Source organism: Metabacillus sp. cB07, assembly GCF_016839225.1.
In the GTDB taxonomy this organism is placed as follows: domain Bacteria; phylum Bacillota; class Bacilli; order Bacillales; family Bacillaceae; genus Bacillus_P; species Bacillus_P indicus.
This window is the reverse complement of record NZ_CP069296.1, coordinates 1,523,033-1,545,480: the sequence shown is the minus strand read 5'-3', so window position 1 is coordinate 1,545,480 and position 22,448 is coordinate 1,523,033. Positions and strand designations below refer to the sequence as shown.

Annotated in this window: 26 protein-coding genes, 1 other RNA gene and 1 riboswitch; of the genes, 8 read left to right on the top strand and 19 right to left on the bottom strand. The window is 43.6% G+C overall.

Going from position 1 to position 22,448, the window contains the following annotated elements:
* The first annotated feature begins 150 nt into the window (after positions 1-150).
* On the top strand, positions 151-1,473 hold the full coding sequence (locus tag JOJ89_RS07720; protein WP_029281691.1) for a short-chain fatty acid transporter: 1,323 nt from the start codon (positions 151-153) through the stop codon (positions 1,471-1,473).
* A gap of 102 nt (positions 1,474-1,575) precedes the next feature.
* Complete coding sequence (locus JOJ89_RS07715; protein ID WP_051827047.1) at positions 1,576-1,773, top strand: hypothetical protein; 198 nt, start codon at positions 1,576-1,578, stop codon at positions 1,771-1,773.
* 41 nt (positions 1,774-1,814) lie between these two features.
* On the opposite strand, the gene JOJ89_RS07710 is transcribed toward JOJ89_RS07715, so the two are convergent.
* Entirely contained in the window at positions 1,815-3,719 is a 1,905-nt protein-coding gene (locus tag JOJ89_RS07710) for a heavy metal translocating P-type ATPase (protein ID WP_029565459.1), read from the bottom strand.
* Between the two features lie 324 nt (positions 3,720-4,043).
* On the opposite strand from JOJ89_RS07710, the gene JOJ89_RS07705 reads away from it, so the two are divergent.
* Complete coding sequence (locus tag JOJ89_RS07705) at positions 4,044-4,598, top strand: GNAT family N-acetyltransferase (protein ID WP_029281696.1); 555 nt, start codon at positions 4,044-4,046, stop codon at positions 4,596-4,598.
* A gap of 240 nt (positions 4,599-4,838) precedes the next feature.
* On the opposite strand, the gene JOJ89_RS07700 is transcribed toward JOJ89_RS07705, so the two are convergent.
* The 7 genes from JOJ89_RS07700 to JOJ89_RS07670 form a co-directional block, all read right to left on the bottom strand.
* Entirely contained in the window at positions 4,839-5,201 is a 363-nt protein-coding gene (locus tag JOJ89_RS07700; RefSeq protein WP_029281698.1) for a hypothetical protein, read from the bottom strand.
* Positions 5,202-5,280: 79 nt separating this feature from the next.
* A complete protein-coding gene (locus JOJ89_RS07695) occupies positions 5,281-6,474 on the bottom strand; it encodes a NupC/NupG family nucleoside CNT transporter (protein WP_203290055.1) in 1,194 nt (397 codons plus the stop codon).
* 150 nt (positions 6,475-6,624) lie between these two features.
* Positions 6,625-6,726: riboswitch (purine riboswitch) on the bottom strand.
* A 73-nt stretch (positions 6,727-6,799) separates the two neighbouring features.
* Entirely contained in the window at positions 6,800-8,128 is a 1,329-nt protein-coding gene (locus tag JOJ89_RS07690) for a polysaccharide biosynthesis protein (RefSeq protein WP_203290054.1), read from the bottom strand.
* Positions 8,129-8,191: 63 nt separating this feature from the next.
* Entirely contained in the window at positions 8,192-9,265 is a 1,074-nt protein-coding gene (locus JOJ89_RS07685; protein ID WP_029565455.1) for a Ger(x)C family spore germination protein, read from the bottom strand.
* The gene (locus JOJ89_RS07680) at positions 9,252-10,358 is read right to left on the bottom strand and encodes a spore germination protein (RefSeq protein WP_029565454.1); all 1,107 of its coding nucleotides are present in this window, start codon (positions 10,356-10,358) and stop codon (positions 9,252-9,254) included. The genes JOJ89_RS07685 and JOJ89_RS07680 overlap by 14 nt, the downstream gene beginning before the upstream one ends.
* A 25-nt stretch (positions 10,359-10,383) precedes the next feature.
* Positions 10,384-11,859, bottom strand: a complete 1,476-nt coding sequence (locus JOJ89_RS07675; protein ID WP_051827163.1) for a spore germination protein — start codon at positions 11,857-11,859, stop codon at positions 10,384-10,386.
* 120 nt (positions 11,860-11,979) lie between these two features.
* Positions 11,980-12,567: a cell wall hydrolase gene (locus tag JOJ89_RS07670; RefSeq protein WP_203290053.1), complete on the bottom strand. Its 588-nt coding sequence runs from the start codon at positions 12,565-12,567 to the stop codon at positions 11,980-11,982.
* A gap of 344 nt (positions 12,568-12,911) precedes the next feature.
* On the opposite strand from JOJ89_RS07670, the gene JOJ89_RS07665 reads away from it, so the two are divergent.
* The gene (locus JOJ89_RS07665) at positions 12,912-13,430 is read left to right on the top strand and encodes a sigma-70 family RNA polymerase sigma factor (RefSeq protein ID WP_051827046.1); all 519 of its coding nucleotides are present in this window, start codon (positions 12,912-12,914) and stop codon (positions 13,428-13,430) included.
* Between the two features lie 32 nt (positions 13,431-13,462).
* Here JOJ89_RS07665 and JOJ89_RS07660 read toward each other — a convergent pair whose 3' ends face one another.
* The 3 genes from JOJ89_RS07660 to JOJ89_RS07650 all read right to left on the bottom strand — a co-directional run bounded on the left by JOJ89_RS07660 (position 13,463) and on the right by JOJ89_RS07650 (position 15,318).
* A complete protein-coding gene (locus JOJ89_RS07660) occupies positions 13,463-13,657 on the bottom strand; it encodes a hypothetical protein (RefSeq protein WP_029281712.1) in 195 nt (64 codons plus the stop codon).
* Positions 13,658-13,727: 70 nt separating this feature from the next.
* Entirely contained in the window at positions 13,728-14,378 is a 651-nt protein-coding gene (locus JOJ89_RS07655) for an SDR family oxidoreductase (protein WP_029281714.1), read from the bottom strand.
* Between the two features lie 73 nt (positions 14,379-14,451).
* Positions 14,452-15,318, bottom strand: a complete 867-nt coding sequence (locus tag JOJ89_RS07650; RefSeq protein WP_029281716.1) for a patatin-like phospholipase family protein — start codon at positions 15,316-15,318, stop codon at positions 14,452-14,454.
* Between the two features lie 185 nt (positions 15,319-15,503).
* Between JOJ89_RS07650 and JOJ89_RS07645 the strand changes: the two genes are divergently transcribed.
* Positions 15,504-15,692: a YkvS family protein gene (locus JOJ89_RS07645; protein WP_029281718.1), complete on the top strand. Its 189-nt coding sequence runs from the start codon at positions 15,504-15,506 to the stop codon at positions 15,690-15,692.
* A gap of 266 nt (positions 15,693-15,958) precedes the next feature.
* A complete protein-coding gene (locus JOJ89_RS07640) occupies positions 15,959-16,477 on the top strand; it encodes a GNAT family N-acetyltransferase (protein WP_029281720.1) in 519 nt (172 codons plus the stop codon).
* 26 nt (positions 16,478-16,503) lie between these two features.
* Here JOJ89_RS07640 and JOJ89_RS07635 read toward each other — a convergent pair whose 3' ends face one another.
* The gene (locus tag JOJ89_RS07635; protein ID WP_029565450.1) at positions 16,504-17,301 is read right to left on the bottom strand and encodes a peptidoglycan-binding protein; all 798 of its coding nucleotides are present in this window, start codon (positions 17,299-17,301) and stop codon (positions 16,504-16,506) included.
* 133 nt (positions 17,302-17,434) lie between these two features.
* Positions 17,435-18,235 (bottom strand): AAA family ATPase, encoded by an 801-nt coding sequence (locus tag JOJ89_RS07630; protein WP_235728194.1) that lies wholly within the window; start codon positions 18,233-18,235, stop codon positions 17,435-17,437.
* 104 nt (positions 18,236-18,339) lie between these two features.
* Here JOJ89_RS07630 and JOJ89_RS07625 point away from each other — a divergent pair, with 104 nt between their 5' ends.
* Positions 18,340-19,014, top strand: coding sequence for an SOS response-associated peptidase (locus tag JOJ89_RS07625; RefSeq protein ID WP_029281725.1), 675 nt, complete (start codon positions 18,340-18,342; stop codon positions 19,012-19,014).
* 68 nt (positions 19,015-19,082) lie between these two features.
* Here JOJ89_RS07625 and ssrS read toward each other — a convergent pair.
* Positions 19,083-19,270, bottom strand: a non-coding RNA gene (gene ssrS / locus JOJ89_RS07620) — 6S RNA.
* 156 nt (positions 19,271-19,426) lie between these two features.
* Here ssrS and JOJ89_RS21260 point away from each other — a divergent pair.
* The gene (locus tag JOJ89_RS21260) at positions 19,427-19,558 is read left to right on the top strand and encodes a hypothetical protein (protein ID WP_267881634.1); all 132 of its coding nucleotides are present in this window, start codon (positions 19,427-19,429) and stop codon (positions 19,556-19,558) included.
* Between the two features lie 110 nt (positions 19,559-19,668).
* Here the strand turns inward: JOJ89_RS21260 and JOJ89_RS07615 are convergent, their stop codons facing one another.
* From JOJ89_RS07615 to queC, 5 genes are all read right to left on the bottom strand, one after another.
* Complete coding sequence (locus tag JOJ89_RS07615; protein WP_029281727.1) at positions 19,669-19,869, bottom strand: cold-shock protein; 201 nt, start codon at positions 19,867-19,869, stop codon at positions 19,669-19,671.
* 172 nt (positions 19,870-20,041) lie between these two features.
* On the bottom strand, positions 20,042-20,539 hold the full coding sequence (gene queF, locus JOJ89_RS07610) for a preQ(1) synthase (RefSeq protein ID WP_029281729.1): 498 nt from the start codon (positions 20,537-20,539) through the stop codon (positions 20,042-20,044).
* Between the two features lie 19 nt (positions 20,540-20,558).
* A complete protein-coding gene (gene queE, locus JOJ89_RS07605) occupies positions 20,559-21,287 on the bottom strand; it encodes a 7-carboxy-7-deazaguanine synthase QueE (RefSeq protein ID WP_029281731.1) in 729 nt (242 codons plus the stop codon).
* The gene (gene queD, locus JOJ89_RS07600; protein ID WP_029281732.1) at positions 21,284-21,721 is read right to left on the bottom strand and encodes a 6-carboxytetrahydropterin synthase QueD; all 438 of its coding nucleotides are present in this window, start codon (positions 21,719-21,721) and stop codon (positions 21,284-21,286) included. Before queD ends, queE begins: the two co-directional genes overlap by 4 nt.
* Complete coding sequence (queC, locus tag JOJ89_RS07595) at positions 21,718-22,398, bottom strand: 7-cyano-7-deazaguanine synthase QueC (RefSeq protein ID WP_139015483.1); 681 nt, start codon at positions 22,396-22,398, stop codon at positions 21,718-21,720. Before queC ends, queD begins: the two co-directional genes overlap by 4 nt.
* Positions 22,399-22,448: the final 50 nt, after the last annotated feature.

Here is a 22,448-nt window from a genome sequence, read left to right as displayed (position 1 = left end):
GATTATTTATTTGTCATCAACATACATACTCTTTAACTAGTTTATCATCATTTTAAAACCTCATCATAGAATCTGGTGTAAAAAAGGAGATTGCGCATTGAAAGCGAATACATTTTAGTGCACACAAGAACTAAAATTGGAGGGAAACGAATGAAAGCAGTCATTTCACTGTCGAACAGGCTTATGCAGCGCTACTTGCCCGACCCGTATTTATTCGTCATTATTCTAACTCTTGCCGTTTTCTTCCTTGGTCTTATCTTTACGCCGTCCACCCCTCTTCAAATGGTGGAATTCTGGGGAGGAGGATTTTGGGGACTGCTCAGTTTTGCCATGCAGATGGTGCTCGTTCTTGTAACAGGCCACGTTCTCGCAAGCAGCCCCCTCTTTAAAAAGGGGCTCAGCGCAATGGCTTCCGCGGCTAGAACACCCGGTCAGGCCATCGTCTATGTAACGGCAGTATCGATGATCGCAAGCTTTATCAACTGGGGTTTCGGCCTTGTCATCGGAGCACTTTTTGCTAAGGAGCTAGCTAAAAAGGTAACAAATGTTGACTACCGTCTTTTGATAGCAAGCGCATACAGCGGATTTGTTATTTGGCATGGAGGAATTTCAGGCTCTGTTCCGCTGACGATTGCAACAGAAGGGCATTTTGCACAGGATCTGATTGGACTGATTCCGACATCCGAAACCATTTTTGCCCCGTTCAACCTGATCATTGTTGCCGTATTGTTTATCGCACTCCCGCTTGTTAACAGATTGATGATGCCGGGAAAAGAGGAGACGATATCAATTGATCCTGCTCTTTTGAATGAGACAGGCGCTGAAGCTGCTTCGCTCGAGTTTGCCTCTCACACTCCGGCTGAAAAGGCTGAAAACAGCAAAATCATCTCAATGGTCATTGGCATAATGGGCCTGATCTACCTTATTTCTTATTTTATGAAGAATGGATTTCTGCTGAACCTGGATGTAGTAAATTTCATGTTTTTATTTTTGGGCATCTTGTTCCACGGCACTCCGAGGAATTTCCTGAATGCTGTGGCAGAAGCCATTAAAGGCACTTCTGGAATCATCATTCAGTTTCCGTTTTATGCAGGCATTATGGGGATGATGGTCACATCCGGACTCGCTGCGGTCATTTCAGAAGGCTTCGTCTCCATTTCAAATCAGCAGACATTCCCGGTTCTTGCATTCTGGAGTGCGGGACTTGTTAATATCTTTGTCCCATCCGGCGGCGGACAATGGGCGGTACAGGCACCCGTTATGATTGAAGCTGCCAAAGCACTCGATGTATCCATGCCAAAGACCGCGATGGCCGTTGCCTGGGGTGATGCATGGACGAATATGATTCAGCCGTTCTGGGCGCTTCCTGCTCTTGCCATAGCAGGTTTAAAAGCAAAAGACATTATGGGCTACTGCGTTTTTGTGCTCCTTATCAGCGGTGTCATCATTTCACTTGGATTTTTCTTTCTCTAGGGGATCGATTGTTTAAAGATGGATGCACATTTTTCACAGCACATGTTTTTATGTATAATGAATGGTGGAGTATGTTCTTACCCAGTTAAGGAGATGTTCGCATTGCTGAAATGGATGAAACGCAGAATAGTCCTGCTATTATGTCTTGCCGGTTTTGCTTCGCCATTTATCTTTATTCAATTAACAGATTGGTTTTATTACAGCTCGCTCATTGGCTGGATTCTTGGCTTTATCTGCATTTCATCCGCTTACGTCATCGTAAGCAGACGGCCGGATGAAGAACCGGCCGGAGAACAGTAATTTTCCGCAAAAAAACGGACGAAAATAATTCGTCCGTTTTTTCATGCCTTCAAAAGGCGGAGACCATTTAATATAACAAGGATTGTGCTGCCTTCATGTCCTATGACGCCAAGGGGCAAATCAAGGATTTGAAGAAAATTTGAACAAATAAGCAGGGCGATGACAGACATGGAGAAGACGATGTTCTGCTTCACGATCCGGTCCATTTTTTTAGAAAGCTCAATCGCTTTTTTCAGCTTTGTCAGGTCATTTTTCATCAGAACGACATCTGCTGTTTCAAGTGCCACATCCGTGCCTTCCCCCATTGCAATGCCGACATTAGCCGCTGCAAGGGCTGGGGCATCATTAATGCCGTCGCCGATCATGGCGGTCTGTCCGTATGTTTTTCCGAGGTTTTTCACTTCAAACACCTTATCATCAGGCAGACATTCCGCCACATACTGATCCACATTTGCAGCTTCAGCAATTGATTTTGCCGTAGATTCATTATCTCCTGTAAGCATAACGGTATGGATTCCTGCTTCTTTCAGTTCCCGTATAGCCGATACAGCGTCATGTCTTAAGCCATCCTGAAGACAAAGTACGGCTGCAAGAGTCTCCTCATTTTTTACATAAACGACTGTTTTCCCTTCTTGTGCCTTTTTCAGTCCAAATTCAGTCAGCTTGTTTTGCGGTTCATTCTGGTCAGGCTTTCCGATACTCCATTTACCGCCTTTCCATACAGCGCTCACACCAAACCCTGATTGCTCCTGAACTTCAGCCATACCAGTCTCTACATGAGGATATTCTTTTTCAACATGCTTGACAATCGCTTTTGCCAGGGGATGATTTGACTGTTTTTCAATTGAAGCTGCTGCAGACAGAACATCTGTCTCATTCATCTCTTTTAGGATCATCACGTCTGTTACTTGCGGTTCTCCCTTTGTCAAAGTCCCTGTCTTATCAAAAGCGATGACCTTCAATTTGCTCAAGCGCTCTAAATGAACGCCCCCTTTGAAGAGGAGTCCGTTTCTGGCTCCATTGGAAATGGCAGACAGTGTTGCGGGTGTAATGGATGCAACAAGAGCACATGGCGACGCAACGACCATCAGGACCATGGCGCGGTAAAAGCTTTCGCTGAAGCTCCAGTCAAGCAGGTAATGAGGCACAAACATCATGAGGGCAACTGCCGCAAGAACACCTTTTACATACGTGCCTTCAAATCGTTCAATAAAAAGCTGGGATGGTGACTTCTCAGACTGTGCGGATTGCACAAGCTCAATAATTTTCTTAAAAAGTGTTTCATCGCTGTTTTTTGTAACAGCTACTGTGATGGAACCGCTCAAGTTAACGGTTCCTGCATAGACGGTATCCTCCGTCTTTTTCTCGACCGGAATGGATTCACCGGTTATCGCTGCCTGATCGATGCTTGTTGTTCCTGAGACCACTTCCCCGTCTGTTGCAATCCGCTCACCAGGTCTGACAACAATTCTGTCTCCTACTTTGAGTTCTGACACATGCACTCGTATTTCTCTTCCGTCTTTCAGCAGTGACGCTTCTTCCGGCTGAAGTTCCATGAGTGCAGAAAGTTCTCTTTCACTTTTGTTCATTGTAAACGTTTCGAGTGCACCGCTCAGCGCAAAGATAAAAATTAAAATGGCTCCCTCTACCCAATAGCCGATAAGTGCTGATCCGATGGCTGCAAAAACCATCAGAAGTTCAACATTCAGCTTGCGGTCTTCAATCGTTTCTTCAATGCCTTCTTTCGCTTTTGCATACCCTCCTATAATGAATGCCGATATAAACAGGGCAGCTGTAAATGGGGTGTCTCCCTGCTGTGTCTGCAGGAGCCATCCGCAAAGGATCAGCAATCCCGATAGAAGTGCCGCTATAAGTTCGCCGTTTTCTTTTATTCTATTAATCACTGATTTCCCGCCATGTTCAATCGCATTTTCATTTAAGCTCATTGTAAGCCTCCTTAATTGAGAATCATAATCATCATCATTCTCTGTATAAAACACAAATGCTGCCCTCAGAGCAGCAACAGTAACCTATATATAAAGGTTTTGAACTAGTGTATGTTCTATTATAGCAAAATGTCACCGAAACTCAACTAAAAATTATTATTATTTCTATTTAATAATTATTATCATTTGAATCGTATTCCCACCGGAAATGAATTAAGGCAAATTGTTCCGATAACCGGTCTTTTTTTTTAAAAAAACTTCACTTTGGAAAAGGATTCCAGTAAAACGTGGAGAAAAAAGGAAGAAAGGAGGCGGGATAATGGTATGATTCAAGGAAAAAATGTCCTTCTCAGAAGGCTGAACCATGATGATATCCCTATATTATGGGAGTTTATATACGGTGAAAAAGATCCAGAGTGGAAGAAATGGGACGCTCCCTATTTCCCTGTCGGCTTTATGACAAGAAGAGATTTTGAAAAGGAGAAAAAAAGAGAAGCAAAAGATTTGTATTCAAATAAAATGTATATTGAAGTAAACGGACGCCTGATTGGAATGGTGACATACTACTGGGAGCATCAGCCTTCTAACTGGCTTGAGGTCGGGATCGTCATTTACGAGCCGTCCGACTGGCACAGGGGAGCAGGCACAGAGGCCTTAAAGCTCTGGGTCCGGCATTTATTTGAAAAATACAAGCTCATAAGGATTGGCTTATCCACTTGGTCGGGAAATACAAGAATGATCAGGGTGGCAGAAAAAACAGGCATGCGGCAAGAAGGCAGGATCAGGAAGTGCCGATATTACAATGGCGTTTATTATGATGCCATTAAGATGGGCATGCTGCGCGAAGAATGGCTGTCATTTTCATTGAAAAATGTATAATACCTCTTCATGATTCCCAAAATAGATAGTGGTTTCTATCTATTTTCTTGGCGAGGTGAACGCTTGATGGCATTAGTTGTTGTTTGCAGAAGCTGCAGCGGGTCAGGCAAGGTGAAGATCCATTCTGTTCTTCCCTTATCCCGGACATGCCGTTCATGCAGCGGATCAGGTAAACTTCAGGAATTCACATACAAAAGCTGAACAGCAAAAAAAGGAAGCAGTTTGCTTCCTTTTTCCATTCTACTTTAAATTGACCAGCACATTCCATACAAAACATAACAAACCCGCGACAACTGCAAAGGAACCGGCGATGGTCAGGAAAAGCAGGCTGCTGTTTCCCGATACAGCAAACACCAGGCCGATCATCATTAATGGCAGGCCGATGTTGTGCAGCCAAAAATGAGATTTCGCAAGAAAGTGGTCCGTCAGCTCAGGAAATAAATAATACAGAATACCCGCAATGGTCAGCGTCGTCCAACCGAGAAGATTCACGTGTGCATGAACCGGCGCAAGCACATAATCATGGGCCATGGACATGTACAAACCGAGAAACAGCCCGGCAGCCAGGTACAGCACTGAAATTTTAATGGTTTTGATTCCCATATTAAAACCTCCTGCCTGGAGTTACTTCTTCCTAACTTTACGCACCTTTTTCCTCTTTAGAAATTGTCCTTTTCAATTTTTACATGAACATGCCCACAAACACAGCTGTGATGAAGCTTGCAAGTGTCCCGCCGATAATTGCCTTGAATCCGAGCTTTGAAACGAGCGGGCGTTTTGAAGGTTCGAGCGAGCCCAGTCCGACAATCAGCTGTCCAATTGAAGAAAGATTGGCAAAGTTGCATAGCGCTATTGACAGGATGGCTGTTGTTTTAGGCGAAAGCTCCTCCATCGACTTGCTTAAATCCATAAAGGCGACAAATTCATTGACTGACAGCTTTGTTCCAATAATGGAAGCCGCTTTAAATGCATCATCAAACGGAACGCCAATCATCAGGGCAAGCGGATAAAATACGTACCCGAAAATTTCGGACAGGTCCGTTCCAAGAAGTCCAAGTCCCCCGTTGACAAGGGCAAGAATACTGATAAAAGCAATCAGCAGTCCCCCGATATTAAGTGCTAGCGACACTCCGCTCACTGCACCTTCTGCAATGGCCTCAAATACGTTGGCATGCTTCGTTTTTTCCATCATCACATTGTCATTTGTTTTTGAAACTTCTGTCTCAGGTTCAAGAAGTTTGGCTGTTATCAAAGAAACAAACGGAACGCTGAAAACCGAAATCAGCAAATACTTCATCTCAATGCCCATTAACGAATATCCGACAAGAATGGCTCCGCTGGCAGATGCGGTTCCGCCTACCATGACGGCAAACAGCTCCGAACGGGTCAGATCCTTCAAGTAAGGACGGACAAGAAGCGGCGCTTCGACAAGGCCAAGAAATGAGTTGCCGACAGCGCTGAACGTCTCAACCTTTGTTGTCCCAAGCAGTCTGCCGATTGAAAGGCCGATGATTCTTACGACAAAAGGAATAATTCTCATATAATAAAGTGCGGATATAAGGGCAGAAATAAAAATGATCACTGCAAGAACATTAATGGCAAAAACAAAGGTAATGTTCGTTTCTTCCCCGTAGAATCCTCCGAATACAAATTGAATTCCCTCAGAGCTGAAATCAATCATTTTCTGAACGCCTAAAGCTGCTTTTTCAAGGATAAAGGCCCCTGCCTCTACTTTAAGGACAAACAGGATAAAAACAGTCTGAAGCAATAGTCCGATGCCGATCGTTTTCCAGTTAATGCTTTTGCGGCTGCTGCTGAGGAGCCAGCCAAGAAACAGAATGCCTGCAAGTGATAGTATTCCATATAAAATGCTCAAGTTGTATGCCCCCATTTTTCGTAATCAACAGCCGTTTTCCTTAGCGAATCATTTCGGCGGTCGGATGTCTGACCTCTTTACCAAAAAAAAAGAGACCGCAGTTCATCTCTCTACAAAGAAAGCTTGAACAATGGCCTCAATAAATGGACGATCCGTTCTTACTTTCCCTATAGTCCGGCAATTTAAGGCTGCCAGGTAGAAACTTATGGACCATATCTCCATGATTATATAAGGAAAACGTATGAAGTTATTTCTGTATTTTACGTTGGACACAGGACTTTTTCAACCCGCTCCGTTATTTGCAGACTAGAAAGTTTATTTCGAATCATCGGTAAACATTGTCTCTTCTTTTTGTCAGCCACACGGTAATGCCTATTTTCTCGCAGATTGTAAAATAGTGCATGAACGTCAGGAGCACAATGCCCGTGTTCATGCCGAGTATGATGCCGGTCATATGAAGCGACTCTCTCGAACCGAGGAAAAAAATCATCGCAAACGAAACGATATGCGACCAGAGCGTATGATAAAAAGCATCTTTTACAAGCCCGAGACCTATTAAATAAGCCTGCATGGGGATGACGAAGAAGTGAAACAGGAAATACGGCCAGAGCAGTTTCAAATAAAAGGCTGCCTGATCAGATGAAAAGAAAAGACTTGTCAGGGGCTCAGCAAACAGATAAATAATGAAAACCGCCGGAACCCCGTAAAGCATAGTAAAGGACATGGACTGCTGCAGAAGATTGCGCAATGTTTTCGTATCCTTTTGAGCATAAGCATCCGAAACAGTCGGTATAAGCATGATCATAAGAGAATGGGCAATAAATGCCGGAAAAAAACCAATCGACATGGCAACGCCAGTCAGCATGCCGAAATGCTCTGTTGCGGCTGCTGCCCCGAATCCGGCGGCCACAAGGGCTGTCTGAATCAGAAAAGGCTGGATGGCATTTGTTATCGCATGAAAAATTCTCAAGCCTGTTGTCGGCAGGGAGACAGAAAGCAGTTTTTTCCGGGCTTCTGTTCCTGTAATTGGAGTAAAGCTCCCCCGCCTGAGTGCATGCATGTGAATCATGAACATGCTTGTCAGGTAGAGAAAGACAATCAATTCGCTGCCTATAAAAGCACACAGAGCAATCAGAAGCGCCTGCTGGCTAAAGTTAAATACAGAGAAAACGCAAAGCAGAACGGTGAACTGGACGGCTTTTCTCAGAAAATTGGACACCGCGATCTTCCCCATCTGCTGCACACCCATAAAGTATCCCCGGGCAATGGATGAAAATGAGGCAATCGGGATGAGGCCGATAAACAGCCATTTGACTGCGGGATGAAAGCCATCCAGCAGCGGTGTGGCCGTAAAGAGGATATAAGTCCCTGCCAATACGGTGAATGTGACGGCAGCCGTCATTTTCAGGGCATGCTGCAGCATGCTGTAGTGAAGGACTTTCTTATTTTCTGCTATGTATTTTGAAATTGAAATGGGAAGCTCAAGACTTGCCAGAACAATCACCAAAAAGATAACAGGCAAAATGGACATATACCTTCCCATGCCCTCTTCTCCAAGCTCCCTCGCAAGAATCATATTGACGAAGAATTCGATGCATTCACTGAAAAAGGCTGCGACGATTAATAACAATGTTCCTTTAAAAAAAGAATTCATGCTGCTCCCCCCTGCTAACAGGATATGAGACAAGGCATGAAATTATTTTAGTATTTAGGGCGCTTATTCGATCACGCCTGTTTCTGTGATGGTGACAGACGGCTTAATTTTCACTGAAAGCTCAGGATAGGTCTCTTTCCAGTCTTTTTGAGTAAATCCTCTTACTTTGCTTTTGATTATATCGTGCAGTCCTAACGGATCGACATTCTGTTCCTTAAATTGCTCAATAAGCTCAAGCGACTCTTCAGCAACCACCTTCTCAAACGCTTTTTCCATCTGGTTTTTAATTTTTGGCGTAATCATTTTGCCGGTATACTGCTGGACAAAGCCGTTAATTTTTACATCTATTGTAATCTTTGAAGGGTCAGCTTTATCAAGCTTCACTTTCCTGTCTGAAGAAATCGTTTTAATAGCTACCTGGTTCTTGTCCGGAAGCTTTAAAGCATAGGATCCCTCTGTAAATTTATCAGCAATCAGTTTAAAGAAGAACAATTTTTCATTAGGAATTTCACCGATCATTTTGTCTTCTTTAAACAGGGCGAGGCCATCAATTTCAACAGAACCTGCTTCATTTTTCTTTAATATCGGCAAGTACGGATCGGAGTCATTTGAATACAGATCATACAGAAAAATATGAAGATTTGTTTTGGGGACATCCCGGTTTTCAATGTTATGCTTAATCAAATTTGAAATATAAGGTGCCGCTCCTCTGTTTCCAAACTCCGACTTCATGATTTCATTTGCATTCTCCCTGCCGACAGTGAGATAAACCCTTGAGCCTACGCTGGCATCCCTTTGAAGCGTGTCCACAAGATTTGTAATCCCCTTTTTTGCAACCTCTTCTGAATATATGACGACCGATATCTTCCCGAGCACAAGCGGATCAGATGATTTCCGCTGGAGATGGGTCAGAATGTCTTTGCTCACTTCTGTAGAGGACGTATCCTCAATAATCTCGCTTTCGACGGGGGCATCCTGTGTGTAAACAGGAATAATGACCGTGCCTTTCATCCTGTCTGAGCTCTCCATGTCATACCCGACGACTGTAATAATGTTCACATCATCAAGAATTTCTTTTTCAAGGCAGCCTGTCAAAAACAGCGGAATAAGGACTATCAGCCATTTACGCTTTTTCACTTTTTTTGCCCCCTTTTTTTAGTTTCCTGTATATAAGAGTGCATAAATAAAGCATTGGAATATAGGCTATAAAAACGTAAAATCCGACTTCCCCCAGAAATGAATTCAGCGTATTGATCTGCTCACGGCTATTCATGAAGTTGATCCCGGCATAGGTGACAGCAAGAACGATAAGGATCGTGTATTTTTGCTTAATTTTAATCAGCTGCTTCATTCCCCTGCTTGCGCACCAAAGCGTGAGACAGACATTTGGAAGAATGACAAGATTCCAGTTTGCGATGCCTATATACTCAAATCTCTCTACAAACGGCATTTCAACGATTTTCCAGATTGTAAGGGTTGCCCACACATTTTTCTGCAGCTGTTCTTCACTGAAGTAAATAATGCTGAACAGCATGATGATCAAATAGAGAAGGGTTGTTACTGCTATACCTATATGAGCCCACTTTTTTGATTTTTCGGGGTTTTTTATAAACGGATAGTACATGAACAGCGCTTCGAATCCAATAACAGTCAGAGACATGTTTTTTGTGCTTTTTAATAAATCTGTTAATGAGTGGTCAAATATCGGCATCAGATTGTTAAAATTCGCAAATTTAAGTGTGAAAAGATAGGTCAGAATTAAATAACTGGGAAGAACGACCCCAAAAAAAGCGATGCCGGCCACCACCCTGAATCCGCCGCTTAATATGTAATAAGCGAGGACGAGAAAGAGGAAGCTGTAGAGCCAGACATTTAAGTCTGGAAACATCCACACCTGGATGACTTCAATAAACGTTCTTAGTACATTGGTGGCAAGACAGGTAAAGTAAATGATGACCACAGCATTAAGAGCATTTCCTATCCATTTCCCAAAAAGCTTTTTCTGCACATCAAGAATGTTGCCTTCTTGATCTTTAAGTATCTGATAGATCAAGAACACTGCGATATGGACTGCAAGCCCTGATCCTAGGACAGCAATCCATGCGTCGTGCCCGGAATCAAGAGAAATAAAGCGCTGAAACCCGAGTACACCTACACCGAATTGCAGGGCGTGTATCAGGTAGAAAACCATATAGGGCGAAACCTGATAGCGTTCGGCAATTTTTTTCAAGTCCGGGACACCTCCTTTGTGCAGTCTACTCGTCAATGTCGTGTTTCTGTTTTGCCTGTTTCGATGAGAATTTGTCCGGTTTTTTCGTTCTGAGAGCAAGCGGTCTTTTGCTTAATGTTGAAAATGGAAACCTGATGATCGCATCCTTCAAATCCCTTGCTCTTGCAGGGAAAATCGGCACCAGGAACGGACGGCCGAGCGATGTAAGCCTGAGAAGATGGGCCGCCAGAAAACAAAAGCACAATACAATGCCCAAAAGCCCGTATACCTGCGCAAAAAGTAAAAACGGAAACCTTAGAAGCCGGATTGTATTGCCCATTTTATAAACAGGTGTTGTAAAAGAAGCGAGGGCTGCCAGGGCAACGATAATAAGCAGGACATTACTTGTAAGACCCGCTTCAACAGAAGCCGTCCCGATAACGATCCCGCCCACGATGCCGATTGTCTGGCCGACTTTCGTAGGGAGCCTTGCCCCTGCTTCCCTCAATAGTTCAATTGTCAGCTCGAGAAAGAGAGCTTCCAATATAGGAGGCAGCGGAATTTCTCTCCTGGATGTTACTAGTGTGCTGAGCAAATCTTTTGGAATCAGTTCATAATGAAAAGTCAGAGTTGCTACATATACCGGTGTAACCAATATGGAGAAGGCAACCGCAAAAACTCTTATAAGCCTGAAGAAGGATGAAAGCACCCAGTTTAAATAATAATCTTCAAAGGATGAGAAAAATTCGATAAGCGTCGTCGGTCCAATCAGAACCTGAGGAGATCCGTCGACAACTACAGCTACCTTCCCTTCAGCGAGTACGGCTGCAACCCGGTCAGGCCTTTCAGAATCAAGCACCTGCGGAAACGGCGAGTTATGGTTGTCAGATATGAACTGCGCCACATATCCGCTGTCGCCAATCTGATCATAATGGATGTTTTTCAGTCTTTGTATAATCGTGTTGACGTTTTCTTCATCTGCAATATTATCAATATAAAGAACCGCTGTTTTGGTTTTTGACAAGTCACCTATCTGCAGTTCTTTAACACGCAGCTGCGGCACCTGTATCCGTTTGCGGATAAGATTTATATTAAACTCGAGCGCCTCGACAAAGGCTTCCTTTGGCCCTACTACACTGAACTCCACTTCAGGGAGAGAAATATCCCTTGCTTTATTCAGGGTTGATCTAAGAAGCGCACAGGGCGTCCCGTATTCTGTCATGGAAATAATGACATACCCTTCAAGCAGCTTTTCTGATATAACATCTGTATCGATCGTTATGATGACTTCTTCTATTGGCACAATCTCTTTGAGCTGAAGCAGACTCGTCCATTTTTCCTTAAGCAGCGGCCCTAATATACTTTCATGCAAAAGTGTCGGATCCACTACTGTCCTAATGTAGGAAATCCAGAATTTCAGCTCTTTTGCATCGTGCTCAAATTGAACAAAATCAGATGACGATTTAAAGCAGGTGATCAGTTCAGCCATCGATTGTTTTGGTTTTCCGTTTTCCTTCATCATCTCGTTCATTTGTCTCACCACGTTTCATGCTCATTCTTTCCCTTATATTTCCTCCCCCGGCAGGATTTATTCGAATGAGCAAAAAAACTCCTTTCCGCTTAGGAAAGGAGTTGAGAAACATTATTTTGCAAAGACGTGATCACCAATTGTAAGCGTAATTTCTCTTGAACGGATCCAGTCACTTTCAGCCGTCACAGGGTTGTAGAAGTAGACAGCCTCATTGTCCATTCCCTGATAAGCGAGCGCTTCCTGGACAGCTTCTTTTGATTCTTCATCTGCCGGCTCGTTAATTGCACCGTTTTCTACAGGAGAGAAGGCATAAATGTCCGATACCTTCTGATAGATAACATCTGTGATAGAGTCCGGGAAACGCTCATCTTCTACCCGGTTTAAAACGACCGTTGCAACTGCCACTTTGCCTGCATATGGTTCACCTTTTGCTTCAGCATGAACAATGCGTGCAAGCAGATCCTTCTCTTTATCTGAAATTGATTGAGGAATCTGAAGCTCTTCCCCAACGTATAATAAATGTCCGCTTTTATGATTTAAAGACTCAATATCTTTAACAGAAACTCCGTGTTTTTTTCCAATCAGCCAAAGTGTATCGCCGTGCTGCACTTTATGGCCTTCTGCAGCCTGTGCCTTTTCGAAGCCGAATAGGGATACAGTCATCGCTGAAATTAAAGTAAAGAACGCTAATTTTTTCATATGATGTAGACCTCCAGTTGTATAGCATCCAAATTTGCCGGATGAACATTTTAATCTGTGAAGCACATATATAAGCCTAACAGGTTTATTTACGCTCTTCATTGCCAAAAAACTGGAAATACATCCAATCCGGTTCCACACCAAAGAAATTAGGGCATTTCCCCTTTAATGGTCATGCCATTCTCCTCATTCCCCGCACATCACAGAGGAATCCGGTTCACATCCGTCTCTGTTCTTGCATGATTTCGCCGGTATCGGCATTTTACCGGACGGCAGCCATTTCCTATGATGAAGATACCGCGGAATACCCTTGAGAGAGCGCTCCCTTCAGAAATGGATGCACCATGGACGATTTCACGTTTGCAGAACTTGAGAAACAATATAAGCCAATGATTTACCACAATATTAAAAAGCTGTGCATTACCCGTAACCATGATGAATTTTATCAGGCAGGCCTTATTGCCATTTGGAAAGCTTCAAAAACATATGATCCGGAAAAGGGATCATTTGAAACGTACCTTTATACAAGTATTAAAGGCTCTATGCTGAATGAAATGAATAAGCAAAATAAAAACAAGGATTTGACCGAATCAGATGTGATGGAACACATGATGATTTCCGATGATCCATCAACTTTAAAGGATATGGAAGCCATGATCTTGGCGAACTGCGACATCCTCACCAAACATCAGCAGATCTGGATGATATCCTATTGCCTGAAGGAAAAAACAATCAGTGAAATTGCCGCAAGTGAAAATACCACTCCCGCAAGTGTCAAATCATGGAGAAGAGGCGCAGTTAAGAAGCTCAGATCTCTGAGTGCTGAAGAATGGAAAGAGAGATTTTGGGTTCAGCCAAAATAAGCAAAAAAAAGCCGTCTTGCGCGACGGCTTTTTCAGCTTCTTGGGGTCTCGAGATATTTGTATACAACATTTCCGCCCTGCTGGGCAATGCCGCGGAAATGCTTGAAATCGTCCCGTTTAACAAGAACTTCGCGAAAAGGGAGAAATGAATCCTTTTGTACATGATATTCATTCATTTCCCCGCTCTTCAGCGAGTCAAGTACTTCATTTGCGAGCTGCTTATCCATAAGAACCTGATTCCTCCTGTTCGTTTATCATTGCAAGTTTACTAAGGAGGAGGGCGCTTGTCCAGCGCCTTTATGCATACACTTTTGACAGAGCTTCATCTATCTCCGTTTCCCCTGAGAGGATTTCAAATGTCTTATTTTTAAGTTCATCTTTTGTAAGGGCTGCAATAAGGACAGCCGCCACATCTTCTCTTGGAATGCTTCTTCCTTCATTTTGATTAATTTTATCCGCAGCTTCGATTTTGCCTGTGCCGCGTTCGTCCGTAAGTGCGCCGGGCCTTACGATTGTATAGGACAAATCTGAACCTCGCAGGTACTCATCCGCTATGGCTTTTGCCATGAAATACTGCTCCATATCTGATGGTCCTGCCGTCGGGTTGTCTGTCCCCATCGAACTGAGCATGACAAAATGTTTGATTCCATGCTTTTTAGCTTCATCAATCAGGTTTTTGGCTCCTTCCTGATCAACTGAAATTGTTTTATCAGGTCCTGTTTTTGACCCTGAGCCCGCTGCAAAAATAATCGCATCGGCAAGATGTACGGCGTGCGAAACGTCACCTTCAAGGTCACCGACAACCGTTTGGGCCCCAAGCTTTTCAAGCTCCGGCTCCTGTTTCGGATCGCGCACCATGGCAATCGCCCGATGCTCGCCCTCTTTTGCAATTTGTTCTATTAAAAGTCTTCCTGTTGTTCCATTTGCTCCAGCTATAAGTACATTCATTCCAACCAACACCTTTATAAGTAGTATGCTTGTACTTTTCCCGGGTATAGGGAGGTTTAAACAATGAAACTGTTCAGACTAGAACGTGATGGGGTTTGAGCCAGTCCGTCAGCTGTTCGAACTGCTTTTCGGCATCCTTTATTCCCTGATTGTAAAGTCTTTCTAGCTTGAGAGGATTTCGCTCGATTCTGTCCACTTCAAGCTTTTGCGATGGCCTAATTACAAATACGTTCCCTTTTTGCTCTTGTTCTTCAATATAATCAAGTGTGCTGTTGTATTTTTCGTAGCGGGCGAGCATCGCATCTGCAAGGAGCGGGTACTGTTTAAATGAACGTCTGACCATCCATTCCATGCTGCTTTTTTTCTTCCGGTAATCTGCATTTCTCGTAAGGATGACCACATTCCTCACATTTCCGTCCTCTTCAGACTTTTTAACCGGAATGGAATCGGCAATTCCTCCGTCAAGCAGCTTTCTGCCCCCGTACTCAATCATGGGAGCGATAAACGGAAGGGAGCTTGATGCCCGGAGCAGCGTCAGAATGTCCATTCCGGCGTCTTTTTTATCATAATAGACAGCTTCTCCCGTCACACAATCCGTTGTTCCTACTATAAATGTCTGATTGCTTTTTAAGAAAGCATCATAATGAAAAGGCACGAGCTTATTGGGGATTTCATCGAATATAAAATCCATTCCAAACAGCTGCTTATGTCTGATATAATTTCCGAGCGATAAATAGCGGGGGTGGCTGACATACTCGATGTTTACTGTTTTGTTTCTTCCCCTTTGCCTGGAGACGTAAGAAGCGCCCATACATGCCCCGGCAGAAACTCCAATGACATAAGGAAAATATAATTCTTTTTCCATAAAATATTCAAGCACGCCTGCGGTGTAAACACCGCGCATGCCTCCCCCTTCTAGGACAAGTCCTGATGAAACCACGTTGATCCGCCTCTTTCCATGCTGATTTTATACTACTATAACATGTTCGGCACTTGCTGTTAATCCAATCTGCCTGCCTGTTTTTTCGAAATTCTTGCACAATTTTGCCTGAAAGCCTTTACTTACCTGTAAAAATAATGTTAAATAGTCCTAATGGGGGATCTGTATAGAGAAGGAGAGAGGAAATGAAAATCGCTAAAGTAGGCAATGTGATTGAATTCAGAGACGGTTTACGCGGAATCGTAGAGAAAGTTAATGAAAATTCAGTGATTGTAGACTTGACGTATATGGAGAATTTCCGTGATTTGGATCTTGAAAGACGTACGGTCGTCAATCATAAAAATTATAAAATCGTGAAAGAACAACTGCACTAAGAAATGCGGAAGCGCCTTGCTCAGCTCCGAAGGACAGAAAAGGATCCGGCGTAAAAAGCCGGGGTTGCTTTTTACGCCGGATCCGTTCTGGCCGAGGAGTTAGGCGCTGGAGCTTTACAACAGCACAAAAATGATATACTATCTTTTCTCTTTAAAATGAGCAGCCTGGAAGAATTTTTTCTTTCAGGCTGTTTTTTATGCTTGAGCTCATGAGGAAGCTCTTTTTAACCAATACTACTCTGTAACGACTAAATGAGGTGACCGCCATGGATTTCCGTTTGCTGACACTGGAAGACACTGAACAGTACAGAAGTTTGCGTCTGCAGGCACTGGAGGAGCTGCCGTTTCATTTTGCCTCTGCCTATGAAATTGAAAAAAAAAAATCAATTGAAGAACTGATGGATGAAATCAGGCCATCCGGCTCTCAATTCATTGCAGGGGCGTTTTCCGGCAGGGAGCTTACCGGCATAACCGCGTTCAAGCAGGAGCCTCTTCATAAAATGAAACACAGAGGACAGATCCTGAGCATGTACATATCCCCTTCTGCCAGAGGAAACGGCGCGGGAAAAAGCCTGCTAACGTATCTTTTGGACCGCATAAAAGAAAACCCTGCTATTGAAAAAGCAGACCTTGCAGTGGGAGCTGAAAATAAAGGGGCCATCGCCTTATACAGGTCTCTCGGCTTTGTCCAGTACGGAGAGTATGCGAATGCTTTAAAGGTAGACGGAGAATACGTTGATGAGCTTTATATGACACTGGCGTTAAAAACAGAAAAAATCCGCTGAAAGACAGCGGATTTTTTTATGTACAATTATTGATACACTTTAATCTTTACCGTTTTTCTTCCCCAGTTAACAGCACTGCTTTGACTGGCGATGAAAACATCGATTTTATTTCCGTCTATTGCTCCTCCGATATCAGCGGCAATTGCTTTTCCGTAGCCTTCAACTTCGACTGTTGAACCGATTGGTATAACGTTTGGGTCTACGGCAATCACTTTTGCTTCCGGATACTTGTTCAGATCAACACCCATTTTCGTCACGCCTGAACATCCTTCACACGATGCTGTATATGCTGTACTCGTAACAGAGAGCTCTTTAACTGTTCCGGAAACACCGCTTGATCTCTGCTTCAGTTTTGCAAAGGTTTTCGGTCCGGCGATTCCATCGCTTCCAAGACCGTAGTTCTGCTGGAAGCTTGCCACTGCATTTTTGGTTCCGTTTCCATACATGCCGTCAGCAATGCCTGAGTAAAAACCCCATTCCTTCAGTAAGAGCTGAAGATCTGTAACCGGTTTTCCCATATCGCCGTAGCGAAGCACTTTTATTTTCTGCAGCGTTTGCGGGCCGGCAATTCCGTCCACTTTGATTCTGCTTTTCTCCTGAAAATCTTTTACCGCTTCTCTAGTTATCGGGCCAAAGTAGCCTGTTTCCTCAAAATAAGGATAAACACTCTTTGATAAAAGATGCTCCTGAAGTTCTTTCACATCTGAATGGCTCATTCCTTCTGCAAGGGTTCTGTCACCAAGTGCAGCTTCCCCGCTCAGCGGAAACATGACACTGACGCCAAGTACTGATGCTCCAATTAATCCCATAAGCTTTTTCCTCATTGTGTTCCTCCTCGAAAAGTGATTATACATAACACTATTCGACAAAAACCTGGAATTACAGGTGCAATGAGGTAAAAACAAAGCATTTGAACTAGAAAAATGGCAATGATTAGTGCCTATTTCGACAAATGTCTCATAAGTGTCTAAGGTACCGTTCAGGTGCGTTCAGAAAATCTCTTGTCATCTTCACATGCTCCAGTTCATCGTAGGAAACACTTAAAACCGGGTACTCATCAAGCGAGTAAAGAATGGCACCGGGAAATGCCATTAATATCGGCGAATGCGTGGCAATAACAAATTGAGAGCCCTCATCCGTCATATCCTTCAGCATACTGATGAAGCTCAGCTGCTTCATAGGAGAAAGCGGCCCTTCAGGCTCATCCAGAAGATAAAAGCCATTCGGCCGGAATCTGGACTGAAAAAAAGATAAAAATCTCTCACCGTGGGACCTGTTATCAAGTCCCCTTCCATATAAGGACTGAATTTCCGCCATCGCTTTTTTGTGAGGTGACGCAGCAAGCTGACGCGCGAGAATGGATTTCCCCCGGTATTCCTCCTCCACTTCTTCAACCCTTTTCTCTGCTTCAGCTCTCATTCTGGACACATTCCGCGCATATGTCAGAAAATCATCTGCTTTCAGATAGAAGCCTTTTTTCGTTTTTGCTCTCCAGGTAATCTTAAGGTGGTTAGTGAATGCTCTGATTTCAGCATTCATATCCTGTTCCTCCTCAGAAGCAATCCTGATGAGGCCCGCATGCTGGGCAATCGACTCAAGCAGTGTGGATTTACCCGTGCCGTTCTCTCCCGCAAGGATAGTGACCGGTGCTTCAAAGGATAATTCAAAAGATTCTTTAAAGAGAGGAAGATGATAAGGATATCCCCCGTTTTGATGACCCGCAGTATAATGTACTCTTTTTAAATGGACCAGCTGCAATCCCCTCCCGCTCATGCTTTCTTTCATTATACGATAACGGTTTTCTTATTGTCTAAGAGGGAATAATAACGGTATCATTTTCATATAAAAGGAGGCGGTCCCCCATGTGCGGAAGATACACGCTCTTTGCTGAATACGCAGAACTTGTAGAACGGTTTCAGATTGGCGCAGCCATAGAGGAAGATCAATACGTCATAAGCTACAACATTGCCCCCTCGCAGCATGTTGCAGCCGTTATTAACGACGGAAAGCAAAACAGAATGGGCTACTTGCGGTGGGGTCTTATCCCGCCGTGGGCAAAAGATGAAAAAATCGGCTATAAAACCATTAACGCACGAGCCGAAACGCTATCTGAGAAACCAAGCTTCAGAAATGCCTTTATGAAAAAAAGATGCATCATTCCTGCAGACTCATTTTATGAATGGAAGCGTGAAGAAGGGACAAAAACCCCAATGAGGATAAAGCTGAAATCAGGTGCGCCATTCGCAATGGCAGGGCTGTGGGAATCCTGGAAGTCGAAAGAGGGCAAAGTCGTCCACTCATGCTCTGTTATCACAACAGAGCCAAACAGGCTAATGAGCACAATCCACGACAGAATGCCTGTGATCCTTAAAGAAGAGGACGAATCAAGCTGGCTGAACCCGAAGCATACTGATCCGGACTATTTAAGACAGTTTTTAAAACCTTTTGACGAAGCTCAAATGGAGGCTTTTGAAGTCTCTTCTGAGGTGAATTCAGTTAAAAATAATGGGCCGCATCTGATTCAGGAGATTTGCTGAGGTTTGCATACTTCTTTAAATAAGCAAAAAACCAGTTCCTGAGACAGGAACTGGTTTTAATGGTAAAAATAGAAGCCACAATTGCCGTAAGTCACGTAAGAAAGTTTTAAACCACCACTTCTCAAAGTGGGTGTTTGCAGCAGCCTTCCTGTCTTCCTCTGCAAATGGAGGCATGACATTCCGGGTGCGATGTAAAACTCCCTATTACAGCTTAAAGGTTAAAACTTAATTATCATTACGCACAATGCAGCTTGTAGTAGTATATTACATCATGACAGCCGATTGGTCAACCGGCAAGTTTTTTTCGGGGCAATGCGCATATAAAAAATACAAGACTGCCATGTCGCGCAATGCAAATCCGGGTTATAATAGAAGTGTGCACGTAATTCTTCTGCATGGGATGGTGATTCGCATGAAAAACCGTGATAAGCGCCTGAAGCGCAAACGCGACATGATCAAGGATTACATTAAAAGCAGGCTGAAAAATTTAAAGCCAAAGGCAAACAAGTCACCCGTTTCAAACCACCAGACAAATAAGCCATAAATCAGCAAGTCCCCCGCCCGCAAAACGGGCGGATTTTTATTTACCCTATAAAAATGCGCAAAAAAAACAGCCTCTTTAAAAGAGACTGTTTTTATATGTCAGCTTAACAATTAAGCTTTTTGAACGTTAGTTGCTTGAGGTCCGCGTTGACCTTGCTCTACGTCAAAAGTAACTGCTTGGCCTTCGTCTAAAGTTTTGAAACCTTCGCCTTGAATAGCTGAGAAATGAACGAATACGTCTTCTCCGCCTTCGCGCTCGATGAATCCGAAACCTTTTTCTGCGTTAAACCATTTTACTGTACCTTGTTCCATTGTTGTTGCCTCCTCGTATGCTTTAGCATACTTTGTATTACTATCCTTGCTCTTGTGATAACAAAAGGCGAAAAGTTGTAAACTTTGTCTTTCCTTGCGTACCGAACAAAAATAATTCTTTTAAACCATACCATGTATGAAAATAAAAAGCAAATTTTCTCGGTAATTTTTTTTATCGGTTATCAATTTTCTCCGGATACATATCGTGGTTCATCATGCGGTGCTCCGCCATTTTCTCGTACTTTGTCCCTGGTTTTCCATAGTTTGTGTACGGGTCGATGGAAATACCGCCGCGCGGTGTAAACTTGCCCCAGACCTCAATATAGCGCGGATCCATAAGTTCAATCAGATCATTCATAATGATATTCATGCAGTCTTCATGGAAATCTCCGTGATTTCTGAAGCTGAACAAATAAAGTTTCAGTGATTTACTTTCCACCATTTTCCTGTCAGGAATGTAACTGATGTAAATGGTCGCGAAATCAGGCTGTCCTGTTTTCGGGCAAAGACTTGTAAACTCCGGGCAGTTGAACTTTACAAAGTAATCACGGTTCACATGCTTATTATCAAATGACTCAAGGATCTCAGGGCTGTACTCAAACAAATAGTTTGTCCCCTGATTTCCGAGCAAAGTTACATCTGTCAGTTCTGAATCTATTCTTCCAGCCATTTTATACGTCCTTTCTATGTTAAACTCCCCTTTTATTTCCCCATACGAGCGTATGGAGCTGAGGCAGAATACGGGCACTGTTAAGCTCTTTTTCTTTTGCTGACCGTTCAATCAGCCATTCGTATCTGGACAGCAGATGTCCAATCAGCTTGTCGTCGCTAGTTTCCTGCACAAGATCATTGCCTACTTGAATGTAGAATGGAAGCTCTGGATACGTGATGTGCACTTTTTTAGCAAATTCAAGGTCTGCTTCATCAAAAACGACCACTTTAAGACTCGCATGACCAAGCCTGTTTTCTATGTCCAGATAATCGATGATTTCCTTCAGTTTATCGAAATCCGTGCTCATTCCCGAGCTTGGAGGTTTAGGTGAAATGGTCAAATCATCAATTTTGGAAAACCATGGCTGAAGACGGCTGCCCTGCGTTTCGATGGCAACCTTTATCTCCTTCTCATGCAGCAGGTCAACCAGCTCTGATAAGTGAACGAGCAAAGCCGGGTTCCCGCCGGAAATCGTAACATGGGAAAAAAGATCTCCTCCCAGTTCAGACAGCTCGTTCCAGATTTGTTCTGCAGTGAGCTGCCTGATGTCATCTTTAGCTGAACCATCCCATGTGAAAGCAGAATCACACCAGCTGCAGGAATAATCGCATCCCGCCGTTCTGACAAACATCGTCTTCTGGCCGATGACCATGCCTTCTCCCTGGATAGTCGGGCCGAAAATCTCCAAAACCGGAAACTTCTTCATCCTTTTTTCACCAGCTTTGGACGATACATGACGTAGCTTGTCGGGGTTTCACGGACAAATACTCCAACACATTTCGGTTTGTGGGAAAGACTGTCCAAATGCTGCTGAATCATTTCGCAGATTGTTCGCGCTACCACTTCTGTCGTAGGGAATTTATTTGGATCTTCATCATTAAAAACGTCATGTTCATTTAAGATGGTATGATCAAAACGGTCATGCACAAGCTGCTTGATATGGGCAAAATTTATGAGAAATCCTGATTCGTCAAGCTCGTCTCCTGCTACCGTTACATTGATAAAGTACGTGTGGCCATGAAGGCGCCGGCATTTGCCCGCTTCTTCTTTAGGCACATAGTGTGCTGCTGACAGCTGCATATCTTTGTTAAGTTCAAACGTATAGGGATGCAGTGTCTGCGGATACATTTGCTGGATCATGAAGCCTCTCCCCCTTTGGCTGAAATATACTCGTCAAGCCCTTTTTTACGGAGGCGGCAGGCTGGACATTCTCCGCACCCGTCTGCGATAATACCGTTGTAGCATGTAAGTGTTTTATCCCTTACATATTCAAGGGCTGAAAGCTCATCTGCAAGCTTCCATGTTTCGGCCTTATCAATCCACATAAGCGGAGTATGGATGACAAATTGATCATCCATGGCCAGATTGATTGTTACATTGCATGACTTTACAAATACATCACGGCAATCGGGATATCCGCTGAAATCCGTTTCACATACCCCTGTCACAATATGCTTTGCGCCAATTTGTTTGGCAAGCACTGAAGCAAATGTTAAAAAGAGAAGGTTTCTTCCCGGCACAAAAGTAGACGGAAGCTCTCCTTCCTTATGTTCAATGGCGATATCATCTCTTGTAAGAGCATTTGGAGCCAGCTGGTTTAACAGAGACATATCGAGCAGATGATGGCGCACATCAAGCTCTTTTGCGATTTGTTCGGCCACATCAATTTCCAGTTTGTGACGCTGGTTGTAATTGAAGGTTACGGCCTCCACTTCTTTAAACTGCTTCTTCGCCCAGAACAGGCAAGTTGTGCTGTCCTGTCCTCCGCTGAAGACAACAAGCGCTTTTTCATTTTTCATTATATTTTGCCTCCTCATAGTAGAAGAGAGCATTCTTTCACAACCCGATTCCTAAAAATCGGCATAAG